Raw genomic sequence first — 20,196 nt, 5'->3', positions numbered from 1 at the left:
ACTGTTTTGAAATACGTAATGATCAATGAAACGGATATTAAACAAGCCATCGACCAGCTAGTAACCAGAACGTTTCAGATGGATATGACATGGGATTGGCCTGCCGGAGTCGCTTTCTACGGCGTAGGCCAAGCTTATCTGGCTACTGGCGAATCAAAGTATTTGGATCAATTGCAAGCGTGGATCGATGAGCAGTTGGAGGACGGTATTCCTAGGCTAACCGTCAACGCTGTATCCATTGGTCATACATTACTTACACTGTACGATCAAACCAAATCGGAACGTTATCTGGATATAGCGGTCCAAATGGCGGAGTTCTTGAGAACGGATGCGATACGATTCGCGGATGGCGTGTTTCAGCACACCGTATCGCAAAATTATGATTTCCCACAGCAGGCTTGGGTCGATACGATGTTTATGGCCGGATATTTTCTGATCCGTATTGGCACTTTACTTGAAAGAAACGATTGGCTGGAGGATGGCTTACTGCAGTACCATGCACATGAGCGCTTCTTGCAGGATCGTGAAACAAATCTATATGTTCACGGTTGGGATCATATCGCCCAGAACAACATGTCCGCTGTCTATTGGGCGCGTGGCAATTCATGGGCAGCTTATACGATGTCGGAAGCGTTACATATCGTAGAAGTCACACATCCGTCATATATGAAAATGTACGATTCGCTGCGTGATCAACTTAGCAGCATCGTCCGACTCCAATCTGATCATGGGCTCTGGCACACCGTGTTAAACGATCCGACCTCTTATGAGGAAACATCGGGCTCTGCGGGTCTTGCCGCCGGATTGATTCGATATAACGAAGCCATCGGCGCCCCTATGTACAATAAGTATATTCAGAAGGCCGTGCCTGCCGTATTATCGAAAATTTCGAATAACGGTACAGTTCGGGACGTTTCGGCTGGAACGGCTGTAATGAAAGACGCTAATGGCTACAAAGGGGTCGCCAATGAACGGATTCAAGGCTGGGGACAGGGGCTGGCATTAGTATTCCTCTCTTCGCTTCTAAAGTACAAATGGTTGAAAGACATTTCACAAACCCCGTAAAGGAATGTTCAAACAATTCATACTGCAATAGAACCGGCTGCCGTGGCATCCGGTTTTCTATTTACCTACGGTGATAGCACTTTTTTTCTAAGTTCATACTTTTTTAAGAAAGCGGTTTCAAAATAGTGTTATTGTCAGAAATATTTGAATCTTATAGTGTTTAACTTACAAAGCCATAAGCTAAAATTTCAATTCAATTGCTAAGGAGTGAAAACATGATCAAAACATCAGGTACTGAACAGCACATAGCACCTGTCGCCGTAAGAACTTCCAAGCGCAATACGCTAATAGGCAAAGTTCTAAGAGATAAATATTTATTGCTGCTGCTTCTGCCAGGATTGGCCTACTTTATTATTTTTAAATATGTTCCGATGTGGGGGGTCCTCCTTGCCTTCAAAAACTATCAGCCTTACGTCGGTTTTTTTAAAAGCGAGTGGGTCGGACTAGATAATTTTAAGCAATTTTTTCAAGATCCCGTATTTTTCAGATTGATACGCAATACGCTTTTGCTTGGTTTGTACGATATGGTGTTTTTCTTCCCGGCCCCAATTATACTGGCCATATTGTTAAACGAAGTCCGCAAATCTTTTTACAAACGCTTTATCCAATCACTGATTTATATCCCGCATTTTATTTCGATGGTTATTGTTGCAAGTATTTCCTATCTTCTTTTGACGACAGAAGGTGGAGTCATCAATGAAATGATGCTTAAGTTATTCGGGTATAAAATCGACTTTCTGACAAATGAAAACTGGTTTCGTCCCATGATTATCACTCAGAGTATTTGGAAAGAGATGGGTTGGGGAACGATCATCTTCCTTGCAGCGCTTGCGGGGGTGGATCAAGAGCAGTATGAAGCGGCCATCGTCGATGGAGCAAACCGGTTTCGCCAGCTTTGGCACATTACGCTGCCAGCTATTCAGGGAACGATCATTGTCGTGCTGATTTTGCGAATGGGTCACTTTATGGACCGTGGATTTGAACAAGTTTTATTAATGATTAACCCGCTAAATAGGCCGGTTGCTGAGGTGTTTGACACTTATGTTTACACAGCGGGGATCATTCAGGGCGCTTTCAGCTACAGTGCGGCAGTTGGGCTGTTTAAAGCCATCATCGGTGTCATTCTCGTTTTTACAACCAATTATATAGCAAAAAGGGCTGGGCATTCCGGCATATTCTGATTGAAAGGAGGAGAGCACGATGAACACGCGTCATTCATCTGTAGGCGAAAAATTGTTTGATATCGCCAATTATCTGTTTCTTGCTGCCGTTGCACTTACCATGATCCTTCCGGTTATGTATATCGTGGCGGGATCGTTCGCAAGCGATCTGGAGATAGGAAGCAGATCCTTTTTCCTTATTCCCAAAGACATCACATTTGATGCCTATAAATTTGTTTTTAAAGATAATACGTTACCGCGAAGTTTGTTAGTATCCGTATTTATAACCGTTGGGGGTACTCTTGTAAATCTATTCTTTACCTTTACGATGGCCTATGCTTTATCGCGGCGGCATATGATTGGTCGAAATGTCGTCTTGAACATTATTATCTTCACGATGGTATTTAGCGGCGGGATTATTCCTACTTACCTGGTTGTTAAAGGCTTAGGACTATTGAACTCCTACTGGGCGGTCATGCTGCCAGTCGCTATCAACTCCTTTAACTTGATTGTCGTGAAATCATTTTTTCAAGAAATTCCTAACGAACTGATTGAATCGGCCCGAATTGATGGGAGTAACGATATTGGCATACTGTGGCGAATTGTTCTTCCACTCTCTAAACCGGTTATCGCAACATTTGCTCTTTTCTACGCCGTTGCCCATTGGAACGATTTTTTTAATGCTTTGATCTATTTATCTGACGCCAAAAAGTGGCCGATGCAGGTTCTTTTGCGGCAAATTGTACTTCTGGCAACGGGTGCGCTTGAAATGGGAACTTATGACCCCACTTATGTAAAACCACCTGATCAATCGATTAAAATGGCGATTATCGTGGTAGGTACATTACCGATTTTGATGGTTTACCCGTTTATTCAAAAGTATTTTGCCAAAGGGGTTTTAATTGGTGCGGTAAAAGGGTGATCGATTTCAAAGTGTCAGAGGAATATTTTCGGATTGTCGCAGCATCGGTTCAAGACCGGTAAGGGGACGACAGGTGCATGCTTCATCATAAACAAGTACATTTTTGATAAGACAAAGGGAGGAAAAAGAATATGAATTGGGAAAAAAAGAAAAAACCATTGCTTGCCACTACTAGCATCATAGTAGCTGTTACAGTTATAGCGGGGTGCAGTTCGGGAACTGACGGTTCTAAAGCGACAGACACACCTAAGGCGAGCGCAGGAGCGACGACGGCTGCAAAAGAGAAGCCATTACCTATCAGTATCATGTTGAAGAGCTACTACAATGATACGGCTACCCCGGAAAGTAAAGTATGGAAAAAAGTAGAAGAATATACGAACACGAAGTTGGACTTCCAATTTGTTCCTGATGCAAGCTATAACGATAAACTGAACATAACGCTTGCTTCCGGCTCTATTCCCTCTCTTCTATTTGTTAATAATGCGAAATTGCCCGCTGTTGCCAACGCCATCAAAGGAGGCGCATTCTGGGAAATAGGCCCGTATCTCAAAGATTATCCGAATCTTAAACAAGCGAACCCAACTGTTCTTAACAATACGTCGGTGAATGGTAAATTCTACGGCCTCTATGTATCCCGCCCGATCGGACGGATGGGGATAAGCTACCGTAAGGACTGGCTTGATAATTTAGGCATGAAGGAACCGAAGACGATTGATGAATTTTACAATATGTTAAAGGCATTCGCCAAAAACGATCCAGATAAGAATGGCAAAGACGACACTTACGGCATGGTCGTAACGAAATACGCGGGACCCTTTGATATTATGCAAACTTGGTTCGGGGCTCCGAATAAGTGGACTGAGAAAGACGGCAAGTTGATACCCGCCCATTTGACTACGGAATACATGGAGGCACTCAAATTTTTCAAAAAACTGTATGACGAGAAGTTAATCAATCAAGATTTTGCGGTATATGATTCAGCGAAATGGAATGATCCGATTATTAACGGACAGGCGGGTGTAGCGGTCGACGTTACGGAACGCTCCTATCAAATTGAAGAGAAAATGAAACAAGTCAATCCGAAGGGCAGTATAGATTTAATAGGAGCTGTAAGCGGCCCTACCGGCCTTCATAATCAACCGACAGCTGGACACAACGGCATGTTCCTCATCTCTAAATCTAGCGTTAAAACAGAAGCCGACCTGAAGAAAGTGCTTACTTTCTTAGATAAGACCAACGATAAAGATATGCAAGCGTTACTCAACTTTGGTATTGAAGGTGTTCATTATAAAGTGGAAGACGGTAAACAGGTTATTCTTATCGTTCCAACTGACCCCATGGCTCCTGACATTAATAACAAGAATATGAACCAGATCTTATCTTCGATTCCGTACATTATAAATGACATGTTCAAACCATCTACACCGCTTCGCACGAAGTCTATCGAAGTTCAAAAGGCAAATGAGAAAATCATTGTTACAAATCCTGGAGAACCATTTACAACTGCGACCTATACGCAAAAAGGCGCGCAGTTGGATCAGATGGTGGAAGACGCACGAATTAAATTTATTGTCGGCAAAATTGATGAAGCCGGCTTTAAAGCCGACATGGATTTGTGGAAAAAGAGCGGTGGCGATGACTATACAAAAGAAATAAGTGAAGCCTACGCTGCAAGCAAGGCTAAGTAAGTTAAGAAGAATAGAACTTTTGAAGATAAGGTCCAGTCGCTCAGTAGGACTGGACTTTATCTCTAAAAAGTTACGGTTGGAATTTATAACGGTATAACGAAAGGAGCGATTGCGATGACAATGGCAAGATCAAGAGGCAGTAAAGGAAAGGTTTGGCCTTCGGAACGGCGCAGTTATTCAGATTTGATAACAGGCGTAACCGTAACTCAGTTAACGAATCACTGCTCGCACAGTCACCATATTTATTTTACGAATAACGGCTTCTATGGGAATGGGAAATTAATCTTCGGATCGGATCGCGAGAATGTTACCAATCTGTACAGCATGGATCTTCACGATGGAATCATTACCCAATTAACGGATTTGGAACGCGGCCGTGAATCTCGGATTCAAGGGACCTTTCTTCACCCTGACGGACATGAGGCCTATTTCTACTATGACAATTCGATTATGGCAATCGACCTGGGAACGATGGAAGAACGGATTCTCTATACGATTCCAGAATCATATAAATTCGGCAGCTTGAGCTGCTCCGCGGACGGGCAATGGTTATGCTTCGGCCTGAACAAGGATTTAACTCAAAGCATCGCGATGGACACTAAGAATGGTTACTTGGGTTTTGAGGAGTATTTCCGAGCGAAGCCGCACAGTATGATTATGGCGGTTTCCCCGTCAAACGGAAAAGTGAAAAAGCTTCATGAAGACCAGCTGTGGATCGGCCACGTCAATACGTCACCAACGCAAGCTCATCTGTTAACATTTTGCCATGAAGGGCCTTGGGAACAGATTGATCATCGGATTTGGGTGCTGGATATCGCCACCGGACATTCTTGGAAGGTTAAGGATAAGAAGCCCAATGAATATGTCGGTCACGAATATTGGCTGTCAGACGGTATTCATATCGGTTACCACGGTTTTACCAACTCTCTTGAAGATCATACTGGGAAAATTATCGGAGCCGTCCTTTTTGATAATAGTCATGTGGAACAATACGAGTTTCCTTTTCAAAATATGCATGTTCATTCCAATGATCTATCGCTTGTCATCGGTGACGGCCAGCAAACGAGTGCTTATCATGGGCAGCAATTTCAAGATACGCTGCAGGTATGGCGGAATGATGGATCCGGGTTTAAAGGTCCACGTATACTATGTAAGCATCGAGGAAGTTTCCATTCGCAAATTCTGCACGTTCATCCGAGGCTAAGCCCGGACGGTAAGCATGTGCTATTTACGAGTGATATGTCGGGATATGGTAACTTGTACATGGTCGACATGCCGGAATTCGAGTCCTTGCCGGAGATGCCAGTTACATGAAGACACAACCGAATCTACTTCTCATCTTTACGGACCAGCAGCGATGGGATACGTTGGGGGTTTACGGAAATAAAACGATTCAAACGCCGCATTTGGATCGATTGGCGCAGGAAGGGGCCGTATTCGAAAATGCGATTACCCCTTACCCTCTCTGTGCTCCTGCCAGAGCCTGCACGATGACGGGGTTTGCCGCGGGAAAGACGAATGTGTTCAACAACGAATCAGCCCCTGCTATTGCCGCCGATGAATCAATTGCGGCTTATTTGTCCAAAGCAGGATATCACAATCAGGCGATCGGAAAGATGCATTTTACACCGGATGAGCAAACGTATGGCATGGATCATCTCATTTTATCGGAAGAAATGAGGGGCGTACGTACGGCTGAACGGATACAGGATATCCGTTTTGATGATTATGACCGATACCTGATGGCCCATGATGCCTGGGGGTGGGAGAAACCTCCGGAGATCGGTTATAACGAACTAAAGCCGCTTGTGAACGGACTGCCCAAAGAGCTTCATATCACACAATGGTGCGGGGACCGAACGGTTGAGTGGCTTAAAACGGAAAGACCCTCTAACAAACCTTTTTTCTTATGGACGTCGTTCGTCAAGCCTCATGCTCCTTTCGATTGTCCTTCACACTTGACGGATTTATATACGCCGGAAGAAATGCCGAGGCCTTGGGTGTCCGATAAGGATGGAACGTCGAAAAATCCTTATTTGAAATCACATCGTCAAGCAATGGAAGCCGATCTGTACTCGGAACACGCTAATCTCACAAACAGGGCTTATTATTATGCCAATATTACGTTTATCGATGAACAAATAGGTCGGATTATGCAAACGCTGGAGGAAGAGGGACTTGCGGACAATACACTCGTTATTTTCACATCGGATCACGGAGAACTGCTTGGCGACCACCGATTATGGTTTAAAAACTTAGGGCACGAGGGCAGTTTGCACATCCCGATGTTAGCATGGTGGCCCGGCGTTATTCATCCGGGTACCCGCTGTGATGAATTGACTACCCTGCTTGATATTTTCCCTACTCTCGTTAATCGGTCCAGTGAAAATTTCAATTACGACGGAAGGCCCGGTTTGGATCTATTGGAACTGCTCACGGAACCATCCTTGGTACGCCGAGATGTAGTCTGTTCTGAATTCTATGTGGCCCCCAACTATATGCTCCATGTCCGCAGCAAAGAGTGGAAATACCTCTTTTATCAGAATGGCGGTTACGAAGAGCTGTATAATCTCCTGAGCGATCCACACGAGCTTGTTGACTTGGCAGATGATCCAGATTTTCAGCATGTTAAAAAAGAGCATCAGACGGCAGCCGTTGGTTGGGTCAAAAACTATGGAAATCCTAAAATTGCCCTCGATGAAACAGGCTGCAAGTTGAAAGTAATTCCTTTTCAGCCTCAGGAAGCCAAAACTAACCCTAGGCCGTTCTCGCGAATGCCTTGGGATTCCAGAGTTCCGCCTTCGATGCTTCCTGAACAGCAGCGCTCCTGGTTTTGGAAGGCGTTGGGTGGAGATTGGAGCAGCCTTATAACCTTGTTTGGATCAAAAGATAAGTAATCCACCAATTGATGAGTGAGGGTGACGTACAACATGGATTGGAATAAAATATTCATGCTAGATGAGCTTTTATATCAAAATCCTTTAGCCGTCGAAAGCGATGTGCTTGATTTCAAAATGGAAGGGCAGGCTGTTGCCAGTTTTCCACTGAATCGAATGCGGATGGAAAATAAGCTTGACCCAAAGCTTGGGCAAAAATCGAATTTCGTTTATTGGTGTCCGGTTGAATTTCCAGACAACATCGCGATCACTTGGGATTTTTGGCCGATTCATGAGCCGGGGCTTTGCATCTTGTTTTTTGCCGCAAAAGGGAGCCGCGGTGAAGATTTGTTTGACAGCCGGCTTTCCGTAAGATCAGGTGCTTACGACCAATATCACCATGGAGATATCGATGCTTTCCATGTATCCTACTTCAGACGCAAAGAAGAAGAGGAGCGGAGTTTTCATACGTGCAATCTGCGTAAAAGCTATGGCTTTCACCTGGTTTCGCAGGGCGGAGATCCGATCCCGTCCGTTACTGATGCCAAAGGTCCATACCGGATGAAATTGTTTAAATGGGGAAGTGAAATTTTATTCGCCATCAACGATCTAACTGTCTTGCATTGGACCGATGACGGAAAAACATTTGGAGAGCCCCTAACTGGCGGAAAAATGGGCTTTCGCCAGATGGCCCCTCTTATCGCCGAATACGCCAATCTTACTGTATATTCGATTTCAAAAAAGCATGCTTTGTAAACTCATCCCTCTCTATTACCCACAAAAAAAGACCGCACCAGCTTAGTCTTTGGCCAAGCCAACTAAGCTGAGTGCGGTCTACTCGACACGTTCTACTTTTACTGCGCAAATTTTAAACTCCGGCATCCGACTCGTGGGATCCAGCGCATCATTCGTTAATTGATTAATCGAATGCTCATCGCCCCAATGAAAGGGCACAAAAACCGTGCGAGGCTGAATGCCTTCCGTCACTTTGACATCGAAAACCAAGGATCCACGGCGGCTTGTAATGCGGACCTTGTTATCCATACTCAGTCCAATTCTCTTAGCGAGCCATGGATGAATCTCGGCAACGGGAACGGGAGCCTTCTTATTCAACGCTTCCGTTCGGCGTGTTTGTGCGCCGCTTAAATAATGATTCGCCAGCCTCCCCGTTGTCAGCACGAAGGGATAATCCGAATCGATTGGTTCTGCCGGCATTTTGGGCTTAATACCGAATAATCTGGCTTTGCCATCGGAATGATTAAAATGATTCTCAAATAATAGCGGTGTACCCGGATGATCAGGAGCAGGACACGGCCAGAATATGCCTTTCTCCTCCTGAAGCCGCCCATACGTAATACCGCTGTAATCCGCTTTCCCTCCAGCCGTAGCAGCTGCTAACTCGCGAAACACATCTTCAATACCCGCATATTGAAAATAGGCGCCCCTACCCAATGCTTCCGCTAGCTGACAAATAATGTGGAAATCAAGTCTGCTGTTTCCCGGAAGCTCCATCGCTTTCTGGCGGTGAAACACGCGTCCTTCCAGATTGGTCATCGTTCCTTCTGCTTCCGCAAAGGATGACCCTGGCAACAAATAATGGGCATAACGAGCCGTTTCGGTTTCGAACATGTCAACGACAACAAGCAACTCCAGCTTCTGCAGTGCCCGCTCCACCATTCGGTTATTAGGGCTGGATACGAGCGGATTCGATCCGAGGACGATCAAGGCTTTGATTTCACCTTCATCTATCTTTTGCAGCAGCTCATAGGCAGAAACCCCTTTACCCGGCAGTTCACTCGGATCGATTCCCCATACCTTGGCAACATGCTCACGCGCAGCTGGGTCTTCGATCAAGCGATAGCCCGGCAGTTGGTCCGCCTTTTGCCCATGCTCGCGTCCGCCTTGCCCGTTTGCTTGGCCAGTTACGGCGCCATAACCGCAGCCTTTGCGCCCTATTTTGCCAGTGATCAAGGCTAAATTAATGTAATTCAGCGTGTTCTCTACACCGTTCACTTGCTGTTCCAAGCCGCGTGCTGTAAGCACAATCCCCGTCTCCGCCTTCGCGAATCCACGAGCAATCGTACGAATTACGGCTTCTAGAACGCCGGTTAGCTCCTCCACTCTCGCTGGGGTGAAAGACTTAACAGCCTCCTTCAATTGCTCAAACCCAACCGTACGATCTTCAATGAATCGGTTATGGACGAGTTTCTCTTCCACCATGACATGTAGGAGTCCGTTTATAAATACAGAGTCAAATCCCGGTTGTAGACGAACATGGATATCCGCTACCTTCGAAGTCATGGTATTACGCGGATCAATCGTAACGATCACTGCGCCTTTTTTCTTCGCTTCAAGTAAATAAGGCATCATCGTCGGCTGGCATTCCGCAATATTCGTTCCTGCGAGAATGATATATTTCGCATTTGGAATTTCGGTTAGGGGCATTGTCATCCCGCGATCGATCCCGAAAGCCTGATTACTGGCTGCGGCCGCTGAGGACATACAGTATCTACCATTATAATCAATGTATTTAGACTTGAGTGCTACTCGGGTAAACTTGCCAAGTAAGTAACTAACTTCATTGGTAAGTGAGCCCCCACCATACACGCCAATGGCATCGGGTCCATACGTCGCTTGCAGTCTTTGGATCCGCTCAGCAATATCTGCAAACGCATGGTCCCAAGTCACGTTTTGCCACCGCCTTGGCTCCCCACTCGCCCTAACCAATGGCTCAAGAATCCGATCGGGATGAAGCACATGATCCAGTGCATTCAATCCTTTCTGACAGAGACGGCTAGTCGCCACAGGAAAGTTTGGACTTGGTTTAATCGTGAGACCTGACGTCTTCTCACTCGGCATAATCTCCAATCCGCATTGCATGCTGCAGAAGCAACAATGGGAGGAGGGTTGTTCATTAGGTAATGTCAGTAGTGCAGATTTCAACGCACTCCACCCCCGATGATAAAGCTCTCTCTAAAATTTCAATGTATCTTATCATGCCTTTGTGGCCAACAGAAGCGTTAGCAGGCTAATTCTTTGTTTATTGGAAACCCAATAAACACCGTTCCTTCATGTATTTTCGTTGAATACGTTTGTACACATCCTGTATCCGGTGCTTGAACCAAACCGGAAGGAAGATGAATCTTGCGATCATGCATCGGACAGAAGACGTGGTCATCACAAACAATTCCTTCTGCCAGAACGCCCTCTTTATGCGGACAGCGGTTCTGAATCGCATGAAGCTTGCCGCTTTTCAGCTTGAACAGTGCAACCTCTTCCCCTTGATAACGAATCGTTTTCCCTGTGTTTACAGCTAAATCCTCATAAGATACGGCCTGCACCCATACCATTTGCTCTTCTTGTGTTTTCATTGGTTTGCTCCTCCCGGGCTTATCTTCTTTGTCTAATTAAGCTCTACGACTTCATACAGATCACGCTGAATTTTTTTGCTATCAATCGCTTGTTTCCAAGGGTCTTTCGTCACTGAAAGTGCTTGATCCATCCGAGCACACAATTGTTTGCGCTCTTCTTCATTTTCTACGACTTCGCGAATATGCTCGATACCAAGTCGGTGTACCCACTCACTTGTGCGCTCACCATATTTACCGGATTCACGATAGTATTGCAGATAAGCTTCCGTATATTCGATAATTTCTTGTTCCGTTTTGACAGTGGTCAAGAGATCACCAACACGTACCTTGACACCGCCGTTTCCTCCGGCGTAAAGCTCCCAACCGCCATCCACTGAAACCACTCCTAAGTCTTTAATCCCTGACTCGGCACAATTTCGCGGACATCCGGATACGGCCAGCTTCACCTTGGCAGGCGTGTTCAAGCGTTCAAAACGTTTCTCCAGCTCGATACCTACGCCCATCGCATCCCCCGTACCGAATCGGCAGAAGGTTTCTCCCACACATGTTTTTACCGTACGTAAGGCTTTTCCGTAAGCATAACCTGAAGGCATATCCAGGGCTTCCCACATCGCGGTAAGATCTTCTTTCTTCACACCTAGTAAATCTAGACGTTGTCCGCCTGTAAACTTCACAGTAGGGACATTAAATTTCTCAGCTACTTCTGCAATGCGTTTCAATTCAGTAGGATTCGTTACACCGCCATAAATCCGTGGAACAACCGAATACGTACCATCCTTCTGAATGTTGGCGTGCATACGCTCATTAACAAAGCGTGAGGTACTATCGTCCTTATAAGTCTCAGGGCTTACCATGCCTAAGTAATAATTGAGCGCAGGGCGGCATTTCGAGCAGCCTTCTTCATTTTTCCAACCAAGCACGTTCATCACTTCACGCACATGGGATAACCCTTTTTCACGAATCGCTGCAACGACTTCATCCCGCGTATGGTCTGTACAAGCACAAATCGTCTCTTTCGCAGCGTTTTTATCATAAGAAGCTCCTAGTGTAAATGCCAACAAATCACTAACGAGTGGTTTACAACCACCGCAAGAACGAGAAGCTGTCGTACAATTTTTCACTTCATCAACGGTCGTTAATCCTTGATCCTTGATCGCTGAACAAATCGTTCCTTTTGTAACGCCGTTACAACCGCATATGATGGCATCGTCTTTCATGTCGGCAACACCAGATGCCGCTCCGCCTCCTGATGAATCCGTCAAAATGGCTGTTTTTTCCAAGCCGCTAACATCAGTTTCTTCCCGAATCATTTGCATAAGTCTCGTACCATCCGCCGTATCTCCGAAGAGAACCGCACCGATGATTTTATTGTCTTTAATCACAACTTTCTTATAAACACCAGTGAACTCATCATGAATACGGATGGCTTTCGATCCTTCCTCATCGCCGAACTGTCCGCCTGAGAATACATCAACACCAGATACTTTAAGCTTCGTATAAAGGATAGATCCTTCATAAGGACTCGTTTCCACGCCTGCCAAATGTTTAGCAAGTACAGCCCCTTGCTCGTAGAGCGGCGCTACCAATCCGTAAGCAATCCCTCGATGCATGGCGCATTCCCCTACTGCATAGACATTTGGAACACTCGTTTGCAAATAATCATTCACGATGATACCGGGATTACACTCAACTCCGGACTTCTTCGCAAGCTCTACATTGGGACGAATACCTACAGCCATAACGATAAGATCTGCCTCTGCAACGGTACCATCTTTGAATTTCAAGCCGGTTACCCGCTTGTCGCCCACGATCTCAGCGGATTGCTTCTCGAGCAGGAAGTTGATGCCTTGTTCTTCAAGTGCCGCTTGCAGCATTTTGGAAGCCGTACGATCGAGTTGACGCTCCATAATTGTATCTAAGATATGAACAACATCGACTTTCATCCCTAAGTTGAGGAAGCCCCTAGCTGCCTCTAATCCAAGCAAACCGCCACCGATCACGATCGCTTTTTTATACTTCTTAGCGGACTCGATCATAATTTCACAATCACGAATGGTCCGGTACGCCATAACCCCTTCTTTATCAGCTCCAGGCAAAGGAATCATGAAAGGATTGGACCCTGTAGCCAAAATTAATTTATCGTAGGAAACCGTTAGCCCTTTATCGCTCGTTACCGTTTGGGCGACCGTATCGATGTCAGTAACCGTTTGGTTTGTGTGCAAGGTAATGTGGTTATTCGCATACCACTCATAAGGATGAATGACGATATCCTCTACTTTGGAATCTCCGGCAAGTACATAGGACAACAAGATTCTGTTATAGTTCGGATGCGGTTCACTTCCAAAAATTGTAACCTCATATTTGTCAGGTGTAAGTTTAAGCAAATGTTCAACAGCGTTAACACCCGCCATTCCATTTCCTACTAATACCAATTTTTCTTTTTGAGTCATTGCCATCTTCCTCTCTAATATATCTATCTCTATATCCCATTTTTCTTATCCACATCCGATTAAAAAGGGCCATTCGGGAGCTACGATTAAAACATGCGCCCCCAAATGACAAAATTGGGATATGGAGCTTGAGTAGTCCAATCTGAACTACCAAAGACGGTAAGTCGTAAACGTCTTTGCGCATGCAGCCTGACAATCAAGCTGCATGCGCAAAAGCATTTAATTATATGCCGCTGGCCATAAGACCAGCGGCTTGAACTTTTACTTAAGCATGGATACTATCCATTGAAGCTGGAGCTACCTTCACTTTGCCGCCTTCGCCGATCCAAGTGCGCTTCCATTGACCTTGTACTATGGCGATCAACAAGAGACATGTAATCGCAATAGCACTTAGAATTAGGAACCCTGGTGTGAATGAGCCTGTCGATAGTTTCAAATTACCGAGAATTTTGGGTAAGAAGTAACCGCCCAAACCACCTGCGGCTCCTACGATTCCAGTTATAACACCAAGTTCCGTCTTGAAACGCTGCGGAACGAGTTGGAAAACGGATCCGTTCCCCATACCGAAAGCCATCATAGCAATGAATAGCATGACTGTTGTCAAAGAAAGTGATGGAAGTGTGGAAATACCAGCCATCATCAAAGCCACCACGCCGTATAAACCCATTAACATCCGAATGCCGCCTACTTTGTCTGCAAGCCATCCGCCTACCGGACGGAAGAAGCTTCCGCCAATCACGCATATTGTTGTAAAGTCCGCGGCTTTAACTGGAGCTAAGCCGTATTGTGTATTAAAGAAGATGGTCAAGTACGATGCCATTCCAACGAAACCACCAAAGGTTACACTGTACAAAATACAGAACAACCAGGAATCTTTCTGTTTCAATACCTTGCCGTACTCCTTAATCGTTTTCGGTGCTGGTTTATTCGGGCTATCCTTTGCCAGTACACTAAAGACGATTAATGTTAATGCAATCGGAATCATCGCAATGCCGAAAACAACATGCCAATCTCCATAATGCTGCGCTATTCGGTTTGCAAATAAGGTAGCAAAGATCGTTCCGCTGTTACCTGCCCCTGCAATCCCCATCGCTAAACCTTGATACTGTGGCGGGTACCAACTGCTGGCAAGTGGTAATGCTGCCGCAAAACTTGCCCCTGCAATACCAAGCATCAGAGCAACGAAGTACATATCACCCATTGTGTCTGCAAACTGCCATCCCCAGAATAATGGTACTAAAGTTAACGTTAGTCCGATTTGTCCTGTAAGCTTAGGACCTATCTTATCTGTCAAAACACCCAACACCAGTCGAAGCACCGCTCCCCCTAAGGTAGGTAAAGCAACGAGATTCGCCTTTTCAGCAGCATCCAGATGAAAATCATTCGCGAGAATAACCGCCAGCGGCCCAAGAAGTACCCAAACCATGAAGCTCATGTCGAAATACAAGAATGAACTGAACAATGACCCTTTGTGCCCCACTTGCATGAAACTTTTCCGATCAACCATGATTTCCCTCTCCTTTTGTGAGGCTTTTCGCCTTCTTTTTTCCTACCCAGATGTGTTGCTCTTTGACAGAAAAGGCCGATAAACATACCCCAACATGTGTGGGATGCTTATCGGCCTCTTTGCCACTGCTGTCACATCATCGTGAACAGCATGTTAGATGATTTTCAGTAAATAGAACATAAATAGCCTATCCGATTACGTATTTGTAAGGGGATAGGCGCCATTGCCTTCGTTAGTGGCACATCATTGTGCCGATTTCTAACTTGATTATAGTACCACAATTGATAGATGTCAATAAACATAACACAAAAAAATTTCATGTGAGATTTCTATAATATATCGACAAATTTTAGATACATATGCTATAGTAATGCCGTATAATAAATCATTTTACCAAGAAAACCTTACATGAAGTTGCCATTGGAAAAAAGCTACCCACGATAGGAGGTATTCAAATGTTACAATCATTTATACTGATCGACGAGTTTAAACAAACTCGCTCAGCTACCTCCTCCTCGTCGTCGACTACCGCACTGAATGTTACGGATAATGAAAAGGAATCCTTGCCTGAAGAGATACTGAAGGATTTGGGATTTCGTATATATGTAGCATCTAATGTAAAAGAAATTTCATTTATGATTCCCAAAGTCGATGCGGTATTATTATCAGTAGGCCCTGATCAAGTAGAGCCATGGCGCTCGCGTGTGCTTGCTCATCGCAGCCTTCCACTATTCTGGTGGTGTGATGCTCGCACTTTTCCTTCTAATGAATGTAAAATGGACGCGGGTATTGATGGTTTAATCGGTTCTGCGATGAGTCCTCTAGAAATTCACTGTGCGCTGCTCCTTGGTGTGAATCATTATTTCCAACGAACCGAATGGCAGCAAGAGCGCGAACAGCTTCACTCTAAACTTGAAGAGCGCAAATGGGTCGATCAGGCTAAGCGGATCTTATGTGAAATCAAGGGTATCTCTGAAGCAGAGGCTTACGATTTCTTGCGTAAACAAGCCATGAATGAACGTAAACGTATGGTAGACGTCGCTACCTCCATCGTCAAGGTGTATCAAATACTAAAGGATCAGAACCAAGGAGGCCGCAAACGATGATATCCTTATTAAAAGAAGTAGGCCGCGGAAAGCGCGGAGCCAGAGATCTTACTTATGAAGAGGCTTCCCAAGCAGCGGAGCTCATACTAACCGGAGCGGCTACACAAGCTCAAATGGGTGCTTTTCTCGTTGCAGAACGCATTAAAATGGAATCCCCCGAAGAGATAAAGGCCTTCATCGATGCCTTGCGCCAGCGTATCCATACCTATCCAATACCCGGCAGCATGGATTGCGCCGGACCTTATGATGGACGCACCCGCTCGTTCATCGCGACTTTACCGACCGCTTTCGTTCTCGCGGCCTGCGGACTTCCCACTACGCTGCACGGCAGTCCGAGCATGCCGCCCAAATGGGGCATCACGCTGTCTGATGTGCTAGCGGCACTTGATGTACCCGCGCTTGACGCGTCACGTGAAGCGCTCGTATCAGCTGCAGCGCGAACAGGCTTCCTGTTCGCACCAACGGAGAGCTGGTGTGCACCGCTCGGCGAGCTGCGCGAACTTCGCAAGGAACTAGGTCTGCGGACCGTGTTCAACACAGCAGAGAAACTGCTGCGCTTTACGGAAGCACCCTTCATGGCTGTCGGTGTGTTTCACGGTACTGTGTTCGAGAAAATCACCAATTTATTAATGGAATTGGGCGTCTCTCGCGGCATTGTTGTGCAGGGCATGGAAGGCTCCGAAGACCTTTCCGTAAACAAGCGCACACGGACATACCTAATTAAAGAAGGCGCCAGTGAATTATTCATTGTTGATCCTGAGATTTACGAATTAATGGTCGAGGTGCCGGAGATTGAATGGACCGCTCAGCTGCAAGGAGAAACTGCATTAGCCGTTCTTCGCGGAGAAGCCGAACTTCCTTACTTGAATATGGTACTACTCAACAGTGCCGTACGATTGTGGGTTTCTCAGAAAGCTGGGTCCATAGAGGAAGGTATTTATTTAGCCCGGCACGCCATTGAACGAGGCGCTGCTCTGCAGAAATATACGGAGTGGACAGAAGCGATTAAGCCGGTATCTGCCACCTAATATAAAAGAGCCCTTGGGGGCTCTTTTTTTTATGTACTCATTTTATAACCGTCAAACGTTCGCTGGCCGGTATGCGTTTTTGTCCAGGCGGAATTTTGCCAGGGTAGCCGACATGCAAACTGCCAATAATTTTCTCCCCAGGCTTTACGCCGAAAGCTTCGCGGAACGCTTCCATATGCAGCAGTGGATAGGTCTCCCACACCATGCCAATCCCATGCTCCCAGGCAAGCAGGCAAGCAGGCTGAAATTGTGAATCAGACAGCTCGTCGATGCATAGTCTGATAGTCCTCATATTCGATAATGATTATCATTGTCAATTATGATAGGGGCGTTTTCTAGTAATTATTCGTTTAACCCACGTTTCATCCTTCTCATTATTAATGAATGACAAAAACGTTCGTGTACTTAAAATACCTAACCAAGTAAAGAATAAGCCGAAAACAAGTGTAGCTGTGATGTAACCGAAAAGACTTAAATAATGATGTTTCAATATAAATTCAAAATTGTTTAAACCCCTTAACCAACTCGCTAAGGGGTTTCGTCATTAACCATTGTAATTCGTCAGTCGAAATTTTCTTAATATCCTAGTTGTCTCTAGGTACCTTGCTTATTTAAGTTTCATCAAAAAAATGACTCAAGTACAGAAGCCCTTGAATCAAACTGATTTCGTCCAGGTTTCTAGTTCCATTTTCGATTTTCTATCTAAAGTCTTTAAGCGATTTTCGAAATTTTCTTTTGCCCATTCATATAGTTGTGTATCTAGATCATTCGCTTTTACTATTTGTTTAATGGTTTCCTTCGATATAGTTTCTTTTTTTGATTTTTTGGTATTTACATTTTCTTTTGTGTAATGAATGTTTTCAAATACTCTTTCGTTAATATCAGTCTTGATGGGGACGATACAATGATTCCAAGTATCATACTCGTTAACCAATACGCCCTAGAAATGCATTAATGTAAGAGACAAGTTGTTGTGCTCTTATCGCAGTAGTATGATTGCTTCTTATAAAATGATAACCGTTTGTTGCTATTCGATTACGCTCTATTTCATTGTTTACATAGTATATAAACTTCTCATAAAAATTGTGTTCGTTAATCTCGACGAAGTGCTCACCGGGATTAAAACCTAGTTCCGTTAAATCTGAGCATGTGTCTGCTAGAAGTAAAGTTCGACTACCTAATGTTTCAAAATATTTTAAAAGTGGATATTTGAGCAAGGAGCAACAATTAAAAAATATTTTTGATTGATTAATTAATCTGGAGTATTCTTCACCTTCTATCCATGAAACTTTGGAAGAATTTTGGTCATATGGATGAACAAAGTAGACGAAGCCAGGATGACCATTCATTTTTTGTAATATTTTTTTGCGTAAAGAATAATAAGGCTGATTAACACGACCAATTAATAACGCATCTGTATCTTTAACCAAATTATAATCCTTAAATATTTCTGTATTTACATGGTGTGGGAGCCAGCGTAGTTTATCCGTAAATTCAGGATAGAGTCTTAGAAAACTATTTTTATATAATGGGAATATCAAGCTTATTTTGTTTTGATGCAAGTATTTCCTCCTAATATCTACATACGAATCTACATCGTGTGGCAAATAGCCAATAGGAATATTTACTTTTTCTAGACCTTTCATGCTCCATTGATGATGATCATTAACGAACTCGTTTATTATAATAAAATCCGGCTTGAATGGACACATATCTACTATATCATCTAGCTTTATGGTCGGATTATACTGTGTAGGAGTTAAGAGCACACAATTGGTTAGTTTTTTTAATTCATTCCATAGATATACCGAATTCTTATAATAGGAGTGTGAGAAATCATAGTCTAAAACTAATATATTTAACATCAATATGCCTCCTTATAGGCTGTAATGGAGAGGTAATTAATACAGCATAAATCTACTATACTGTATTCAAAATAAAACAATAAGTGCTACGCATTTTCTCTATCTTTCCACCAATAACAGCCTGAGAAATAACCAATCCATATGGGACTCTGGATGTACATGAAAAAAGCCTCTCACCCTTCGTTCAGGCAGAGGCTTGTATTGATTCTCTTCTTATTTCCCGATAAACTGCTGAGTAAACATTTTACCGCAAGGACCGCCGTTCACGATGCCAATCCCAATATGGGTGTAATCTTTGCTTAATATATTCGCTTTGTGGCCCGGAGAATTCATCAGTGCCTCATGAGCGGCTTGCACGCTTTGATTGCAGGCAATATTCTCCCCCGCCGCATTATACGTAATGCCGAATTTCTCCATCATATCGAATGGTGAGCCATACGTCGGTGAATCATGGGAGAAGTAGTTGTTATCGACCATATCTTGGCTTTTTAGTCGAGCCGTTTTGGTAAGCTGTAGGTCAACAGCCAGTGGGGAAAGTCCTACTGCAGCACGCTCCTTATTAACCAACTCCAGCATTTGCTGCTCCTCCACCGTTAATTCCGTAGTCGGTGGGACTTGCGGTTTAGGTGTAGGCTTAGGTGTAGTTGGTGTTGGTATTGGTGTCTGCTTCTTGGCAATTTTTAAATTACCGTAAGCCCACAGGATGGATTGCAGCGTTTGATCATCTACATTCCCGGTCACAGGAAGACCATATCTGCTTTGAAACGCTTTAACACCAGATTGTGTTTGATTACCATAGTAGCCTGTAATAGGTCCGCTATAGTAGCCAAGTGACTTCAGCATCCCTTGCACCGCATAGACATCAGGTCCCTTAGCCCCTTTACCATAGGCAAAAGCGGTGGTTGTGGATGAGCAGAACAATGCGATACAGATTAGAATAATCCAGACATGCTTTTTTTTACCCTGTAACATGCGTTTACGTTCACTCCCCGTCATCAGCATCATTCGTCGCACAGTGGACGATAGCATTAGAATGACCAAATTCACGACTATTATCCATAATAATGAAATATGCTTTGGCTGCCGTTTCAAGGTAATGGGAGAACCAACTCAAAGCCCGGCAAACCCGCGTGGTTATGCCTTTCGCGCATTAAAAAG

At 44.5% G+C, this 20,196-nt stretch carries 16 protein-coding genes; 9 read left to right on the top strand and 7 right to left on the bottom strand.

Going from position 1 to position 20,196, the window contains the following annotated elements:
• Positions 1-18: 18 nt before the first annotated feature.
• The 7 genes from QFZ81_RS06135 (at position 19) to QFZ81_RS06105 (ending at position 8,467) form a co-directional block, all read left to right on the top strand.
• Positions 19-1,065 (top strand): glycoside hydrolase family 88/105 protein, encoded by a 1,047-nt coding sequence (locus QFZ81_RS06135; protein ID WP_307606836.1) that lies wholly within the window; start codon positions 19-21, stop codon positions 1,063-1,065.
• Positions 1,066-1,280: 215 nt separating this feature from the next.
• A complete protein-coding gene (locus tag QFZ81_RS06130; protein WP_307446815.1) occupies positions 1,281-2,246 on the top strand; it encodes an ABC transporter permease in 966 nt (321 codons plus the stop codon).
• A gap of 19 nt (positions 2,247-2,265) precedes the next feature.
• Entirely contained in the window at positions 2,266-3,147 is an 882-nt protein-coding gene (locus QFZ81_RS06125; protein WP_307446818.1) for a carbohydrate ABC transporter permease, read from the top strand.
• Between the two features lie 131 nt (positions 3,148-3,278).
• A complete protein-coding gene (locus QFZ81_RS06120) occupies positions 3,279-4,835 on the top strand; it encodes an extracellular solute-binding protein (protein WP_307446821.1) in 1,557 nt (518 codons plus the stop codon).
• 114 nt (positions 4,836-4,949) lie between these two features.
• Entirely contained in the window at positions 4,950-6,149 is a 1,200-nt protein-coding gene (locus tag QFZ81_RS06115; RefSeq protein ID WP_307601938.1) for an oligogalacturonate lyase family protein, read from the top strand.
• Positions 6,146-7,732: a sulfatase family protein gene (locus tag QFZ81_RS06110; protein WP_307601937.1), complete on the top strand. Its 1,587-nt coding sequence runs from the start codon at positions 6,146-6,148 to the stop codon at positions 7,730-7,732. Before QFZ81_RS06115 ends, QFZ81_RS06110 begins: the two co-directional genes overlap by 4 nt.
• Positions 7,733-7,765: 33 nt before the next feature.
• On the top strand, positions 7,766-8,467 hold the full coding sequence (locus QFZ81_RS06105) for a DUF1961 family protein (protein ID WP_307601935.1): 702 nt from the start codon (positions 7,766-7,768) through the stop codon (positions 8,465-8,467).
• 78 nt (positions 8,468-8,545) lie between these two features.
• Here QFZ81_RS06105 and QFZ81_RS06100 read toward each other — a convergent pair whose 3' ends face one another.
• The 4 genes from QFZ81_RS06100 to QFZ81_RS06085 form a co-directional block, all read right to left on the bottom strand.
• Positions 8,546-10,654: a molybdopterin oxidoreductase family protein gene (locus tag QFZ81_RS06100; protein WP_307446832.1), complete on the bottom strand. Its 2,109-nt coding sequence runs from the start codon at positions 10,652-10,654 to the stop codon at positions 8,546-8,548.
• Positions 10,655-10,731: 77 nt separating this feature from the next.
• The gene (gene nirD, locus QFZ81_RS06095) at positions 10,732-11,082 is read right to left on the bottom strand and encodes a nitrite reductase small subunit NirD (RefSeq protein WP_307446835.1); all 351 of its coding nucleotides are present in this window, start codon (positions 11,080-11,082) and stop codon (positions 10,732-10,734) included.
• Between the two features lie 32 nt (positions 11,083-11,114).
• The gene (gene nirB / locus QFZ81_RS06090; protein WP_307446838.1) at positions 11,115-13,532 is read right to left on the bottom strand and encodes a nitrite reductase large subunit NirB; all 2,418 of its coding nucleotides are present in this window, start codon (positions 13,530-13,532) and stop codon (positions 11,115-11,117) included.
• Between the two features lie 265 nt (positions 13,533-13,797).
• Positions 13,798-15,039, bottom strand: a complete 1,242-nt coding sequence (locus QFZ81_RS06085) for a nitrate/nitrite transporter (protein WP_307446841.1) — start codon at positions 15,037-15,039, stop codon at positions 13,798-13,800.
• 455 nt (positions 15,040-15,494) lie between these two features.
• Here QFZ81_RS06085 and QFZ81_RS06080 point away from each other — a divergent pair, with 455 nt between their 5' ends.
• Positions 15,495-16,145 carry an ANTAR domain-containing response regulator gene (locus tag QFZ81_RS06080; RefSeq protein WP_307446844.1) on the top strand — a complete coding sequence of 217 codons (651 nt, stop codon included), beginning with the start codon at positions 15,495-15,497 and terminating at the stop codon, positions 16,143-16,145.
• Positions 16,142-17,173 (top strand): anthranilate phosphoribosyltransferase, encoded by a 1,032-nt coding sequence (locus tag QFZ81_RS06075; RefSeq protein ID WP_307601933.1) that lies wholly within the window; start codon positions 16,142-16,144, stop codon positions 17,171-17,173. The genes QFZ81_RS06080 and QFZ81_RS06075 overlap by 4 nt, the downstream gene beginning before the upstream one ends.
• A 37-nt stretch (positions 17,174-17,210) precedes the next feature.
• Here the strand turns inward: QFZ81_RS06075 and QFZ81_RS06070 are convergent, their stop codons facing one another.
• From QFZ81_RS06070 to QFZ81_RS06060, 3 genes are all read right to left on the bottom strand, one after another.
• Positions 17,211-17,465 carry a nitroreductase family protein gene (locus QFZ81_RS06070; protein ID WP_307601931.1) on the bottom strand — a complete coding sequence of 85 codons (255 nt, stop codon included), beginning with the start codon at positions 17,463-17,465 and terminating at the stop codon, positions 17,211-17,213.
• Between the two features lie 634 nt (positions 17,466-18,099).
• On the bottom strand, positions 18,100-19,038 hold the full coding sequence (locus QFZ81_RS06065; RefSeq protein WP_307446850.1) for a glycosyltransferase family protein: 939 nt from the start codon (positions 19,036-19,038) through the stop codon (positions 18,100-18,102).
• A 213-nt stretch (positions 19,039-19,251) separates the two neighbouring features.
• A complete protein-coding gene (locus tag QFZ81_RS06060) occupies positions 19,252-20,085 on the bottom strand; it encodes a peptidoglycan-binding protein (RefSeq protein WP_373463644.1) in 834 nt (277 codons plus the stop codon).
• Between the last annotated feature and the right edge of the window lie 111 nt (positions 20,086-20,196).

Source organism: Paenibacillus sp. V4I9 (assembly GCF_030817295.1).
Classification (GTDB): Bacteria; Bacillota; Bacilli; order Paenibacillales; family NBRC-103111; genus Paenibacillus_E.
Note: the sequence above shows the minus strand (reverse complement) of the source record. Positions and strands in the feature narration are given on the sequence as shown.

Bases quoted from the DNA above. Each gene is read 5' to 3' on its own strand.
- QFZ81_RS06135 (WP_307606836.1), top strand. From the start codon at position 19: ATGATCAATGAAACGGATATTAAACAAGCCATCGACCAGCTAGTAACC.
- QFZ81_RS06130 (WP_307446815.1), top strand. From the start codon at position 1,281: ATGATCAAAACATCAGGTACTGAACAGCACATAGCACCTGTCGCCGTA.
- QFZ81_RS06125 (WP_307446818.1), top strand. From the start codon at position 2,266: ATGAACACGCGTCATTCATCTGTAGGCGAAAAATTGTTTGATATCGCC.
- QFZ81_RS06120 (WP_307446821.1), top strand. From the start codon at position 3,279: ATGAATTGGGAAAAAAAGAAAAAACCATTGCTTGCCACTACTAGCATC.
- QFZ81_RS06115 (WP_307601938.1), top strand. From the start codon at position 4,950: ATGACAATGGCAAGATCAAGAGGCAGTAAAGGAAAGGTTTGGCCTTCG.
- QFZ81_RS06110 (WP_307601937.1), top strand. From the start codon at position 6,146: ATGAAGACACAACCGAATCTACTTCTCATCTTTACGGACCAGCAGCGA.
- QFZ81_RS06105 (WP_307601935.1), top strand. From the start codon at position 7,766: ATGGATTGGAATAAAATATTCATGCTAGATGAGCTTTTATATCAAAAT.
- nirD (WP_307446835.1), bottom strand. From the start codon at position 11,082: ATGAAAACACAAGAAGAGCAAATGGTATGGGTGCAGGCCGTATCTTAT.
- nirB (WP_307446838.1), bottom strand. From the start codon at position 13,532: ATGACTCAAAAAGAAAAATTGGTATTAGTAGGAAATGGAATGGCGGGT.
- QFZ81_RS06085 (WP_307446841.1), bottom strand. From the start codon at position 15,039: ATGGTTGATCGGAAAAGTTTCATGCAAGTGGGGCACAAAGGGTCATTG.
- QFZ81_RS06080 (WP_307446844.1), top strand. From the start codon at position 15,495: ATGTTACAATCATTTATACTGATCGACGAGTTTAAACAAACTCGCTCA.
- QFZ81_RS06075 (WP_307601933.1), top strand. From the start codon at position 16,142: ATGATATCCTTATTAAAAGAAGTAGGCCGCGGAAAGCGCGGAGCCAGA.
- QFZ81_RS06070 (WP_307601931.1), bottom strand. From the start codon at position 17,465: ATGAGGACTATCAGACTATGCATCGACGAGCTGTCTGATTCACAATTT.
- QFZ81_RS06065 (WP_307446850.1), bottom strand. From the start codon at position 19,038: ATGTTAAATATATTAGTTTTAGACTATGATTTCTCACACTCCTATTAT.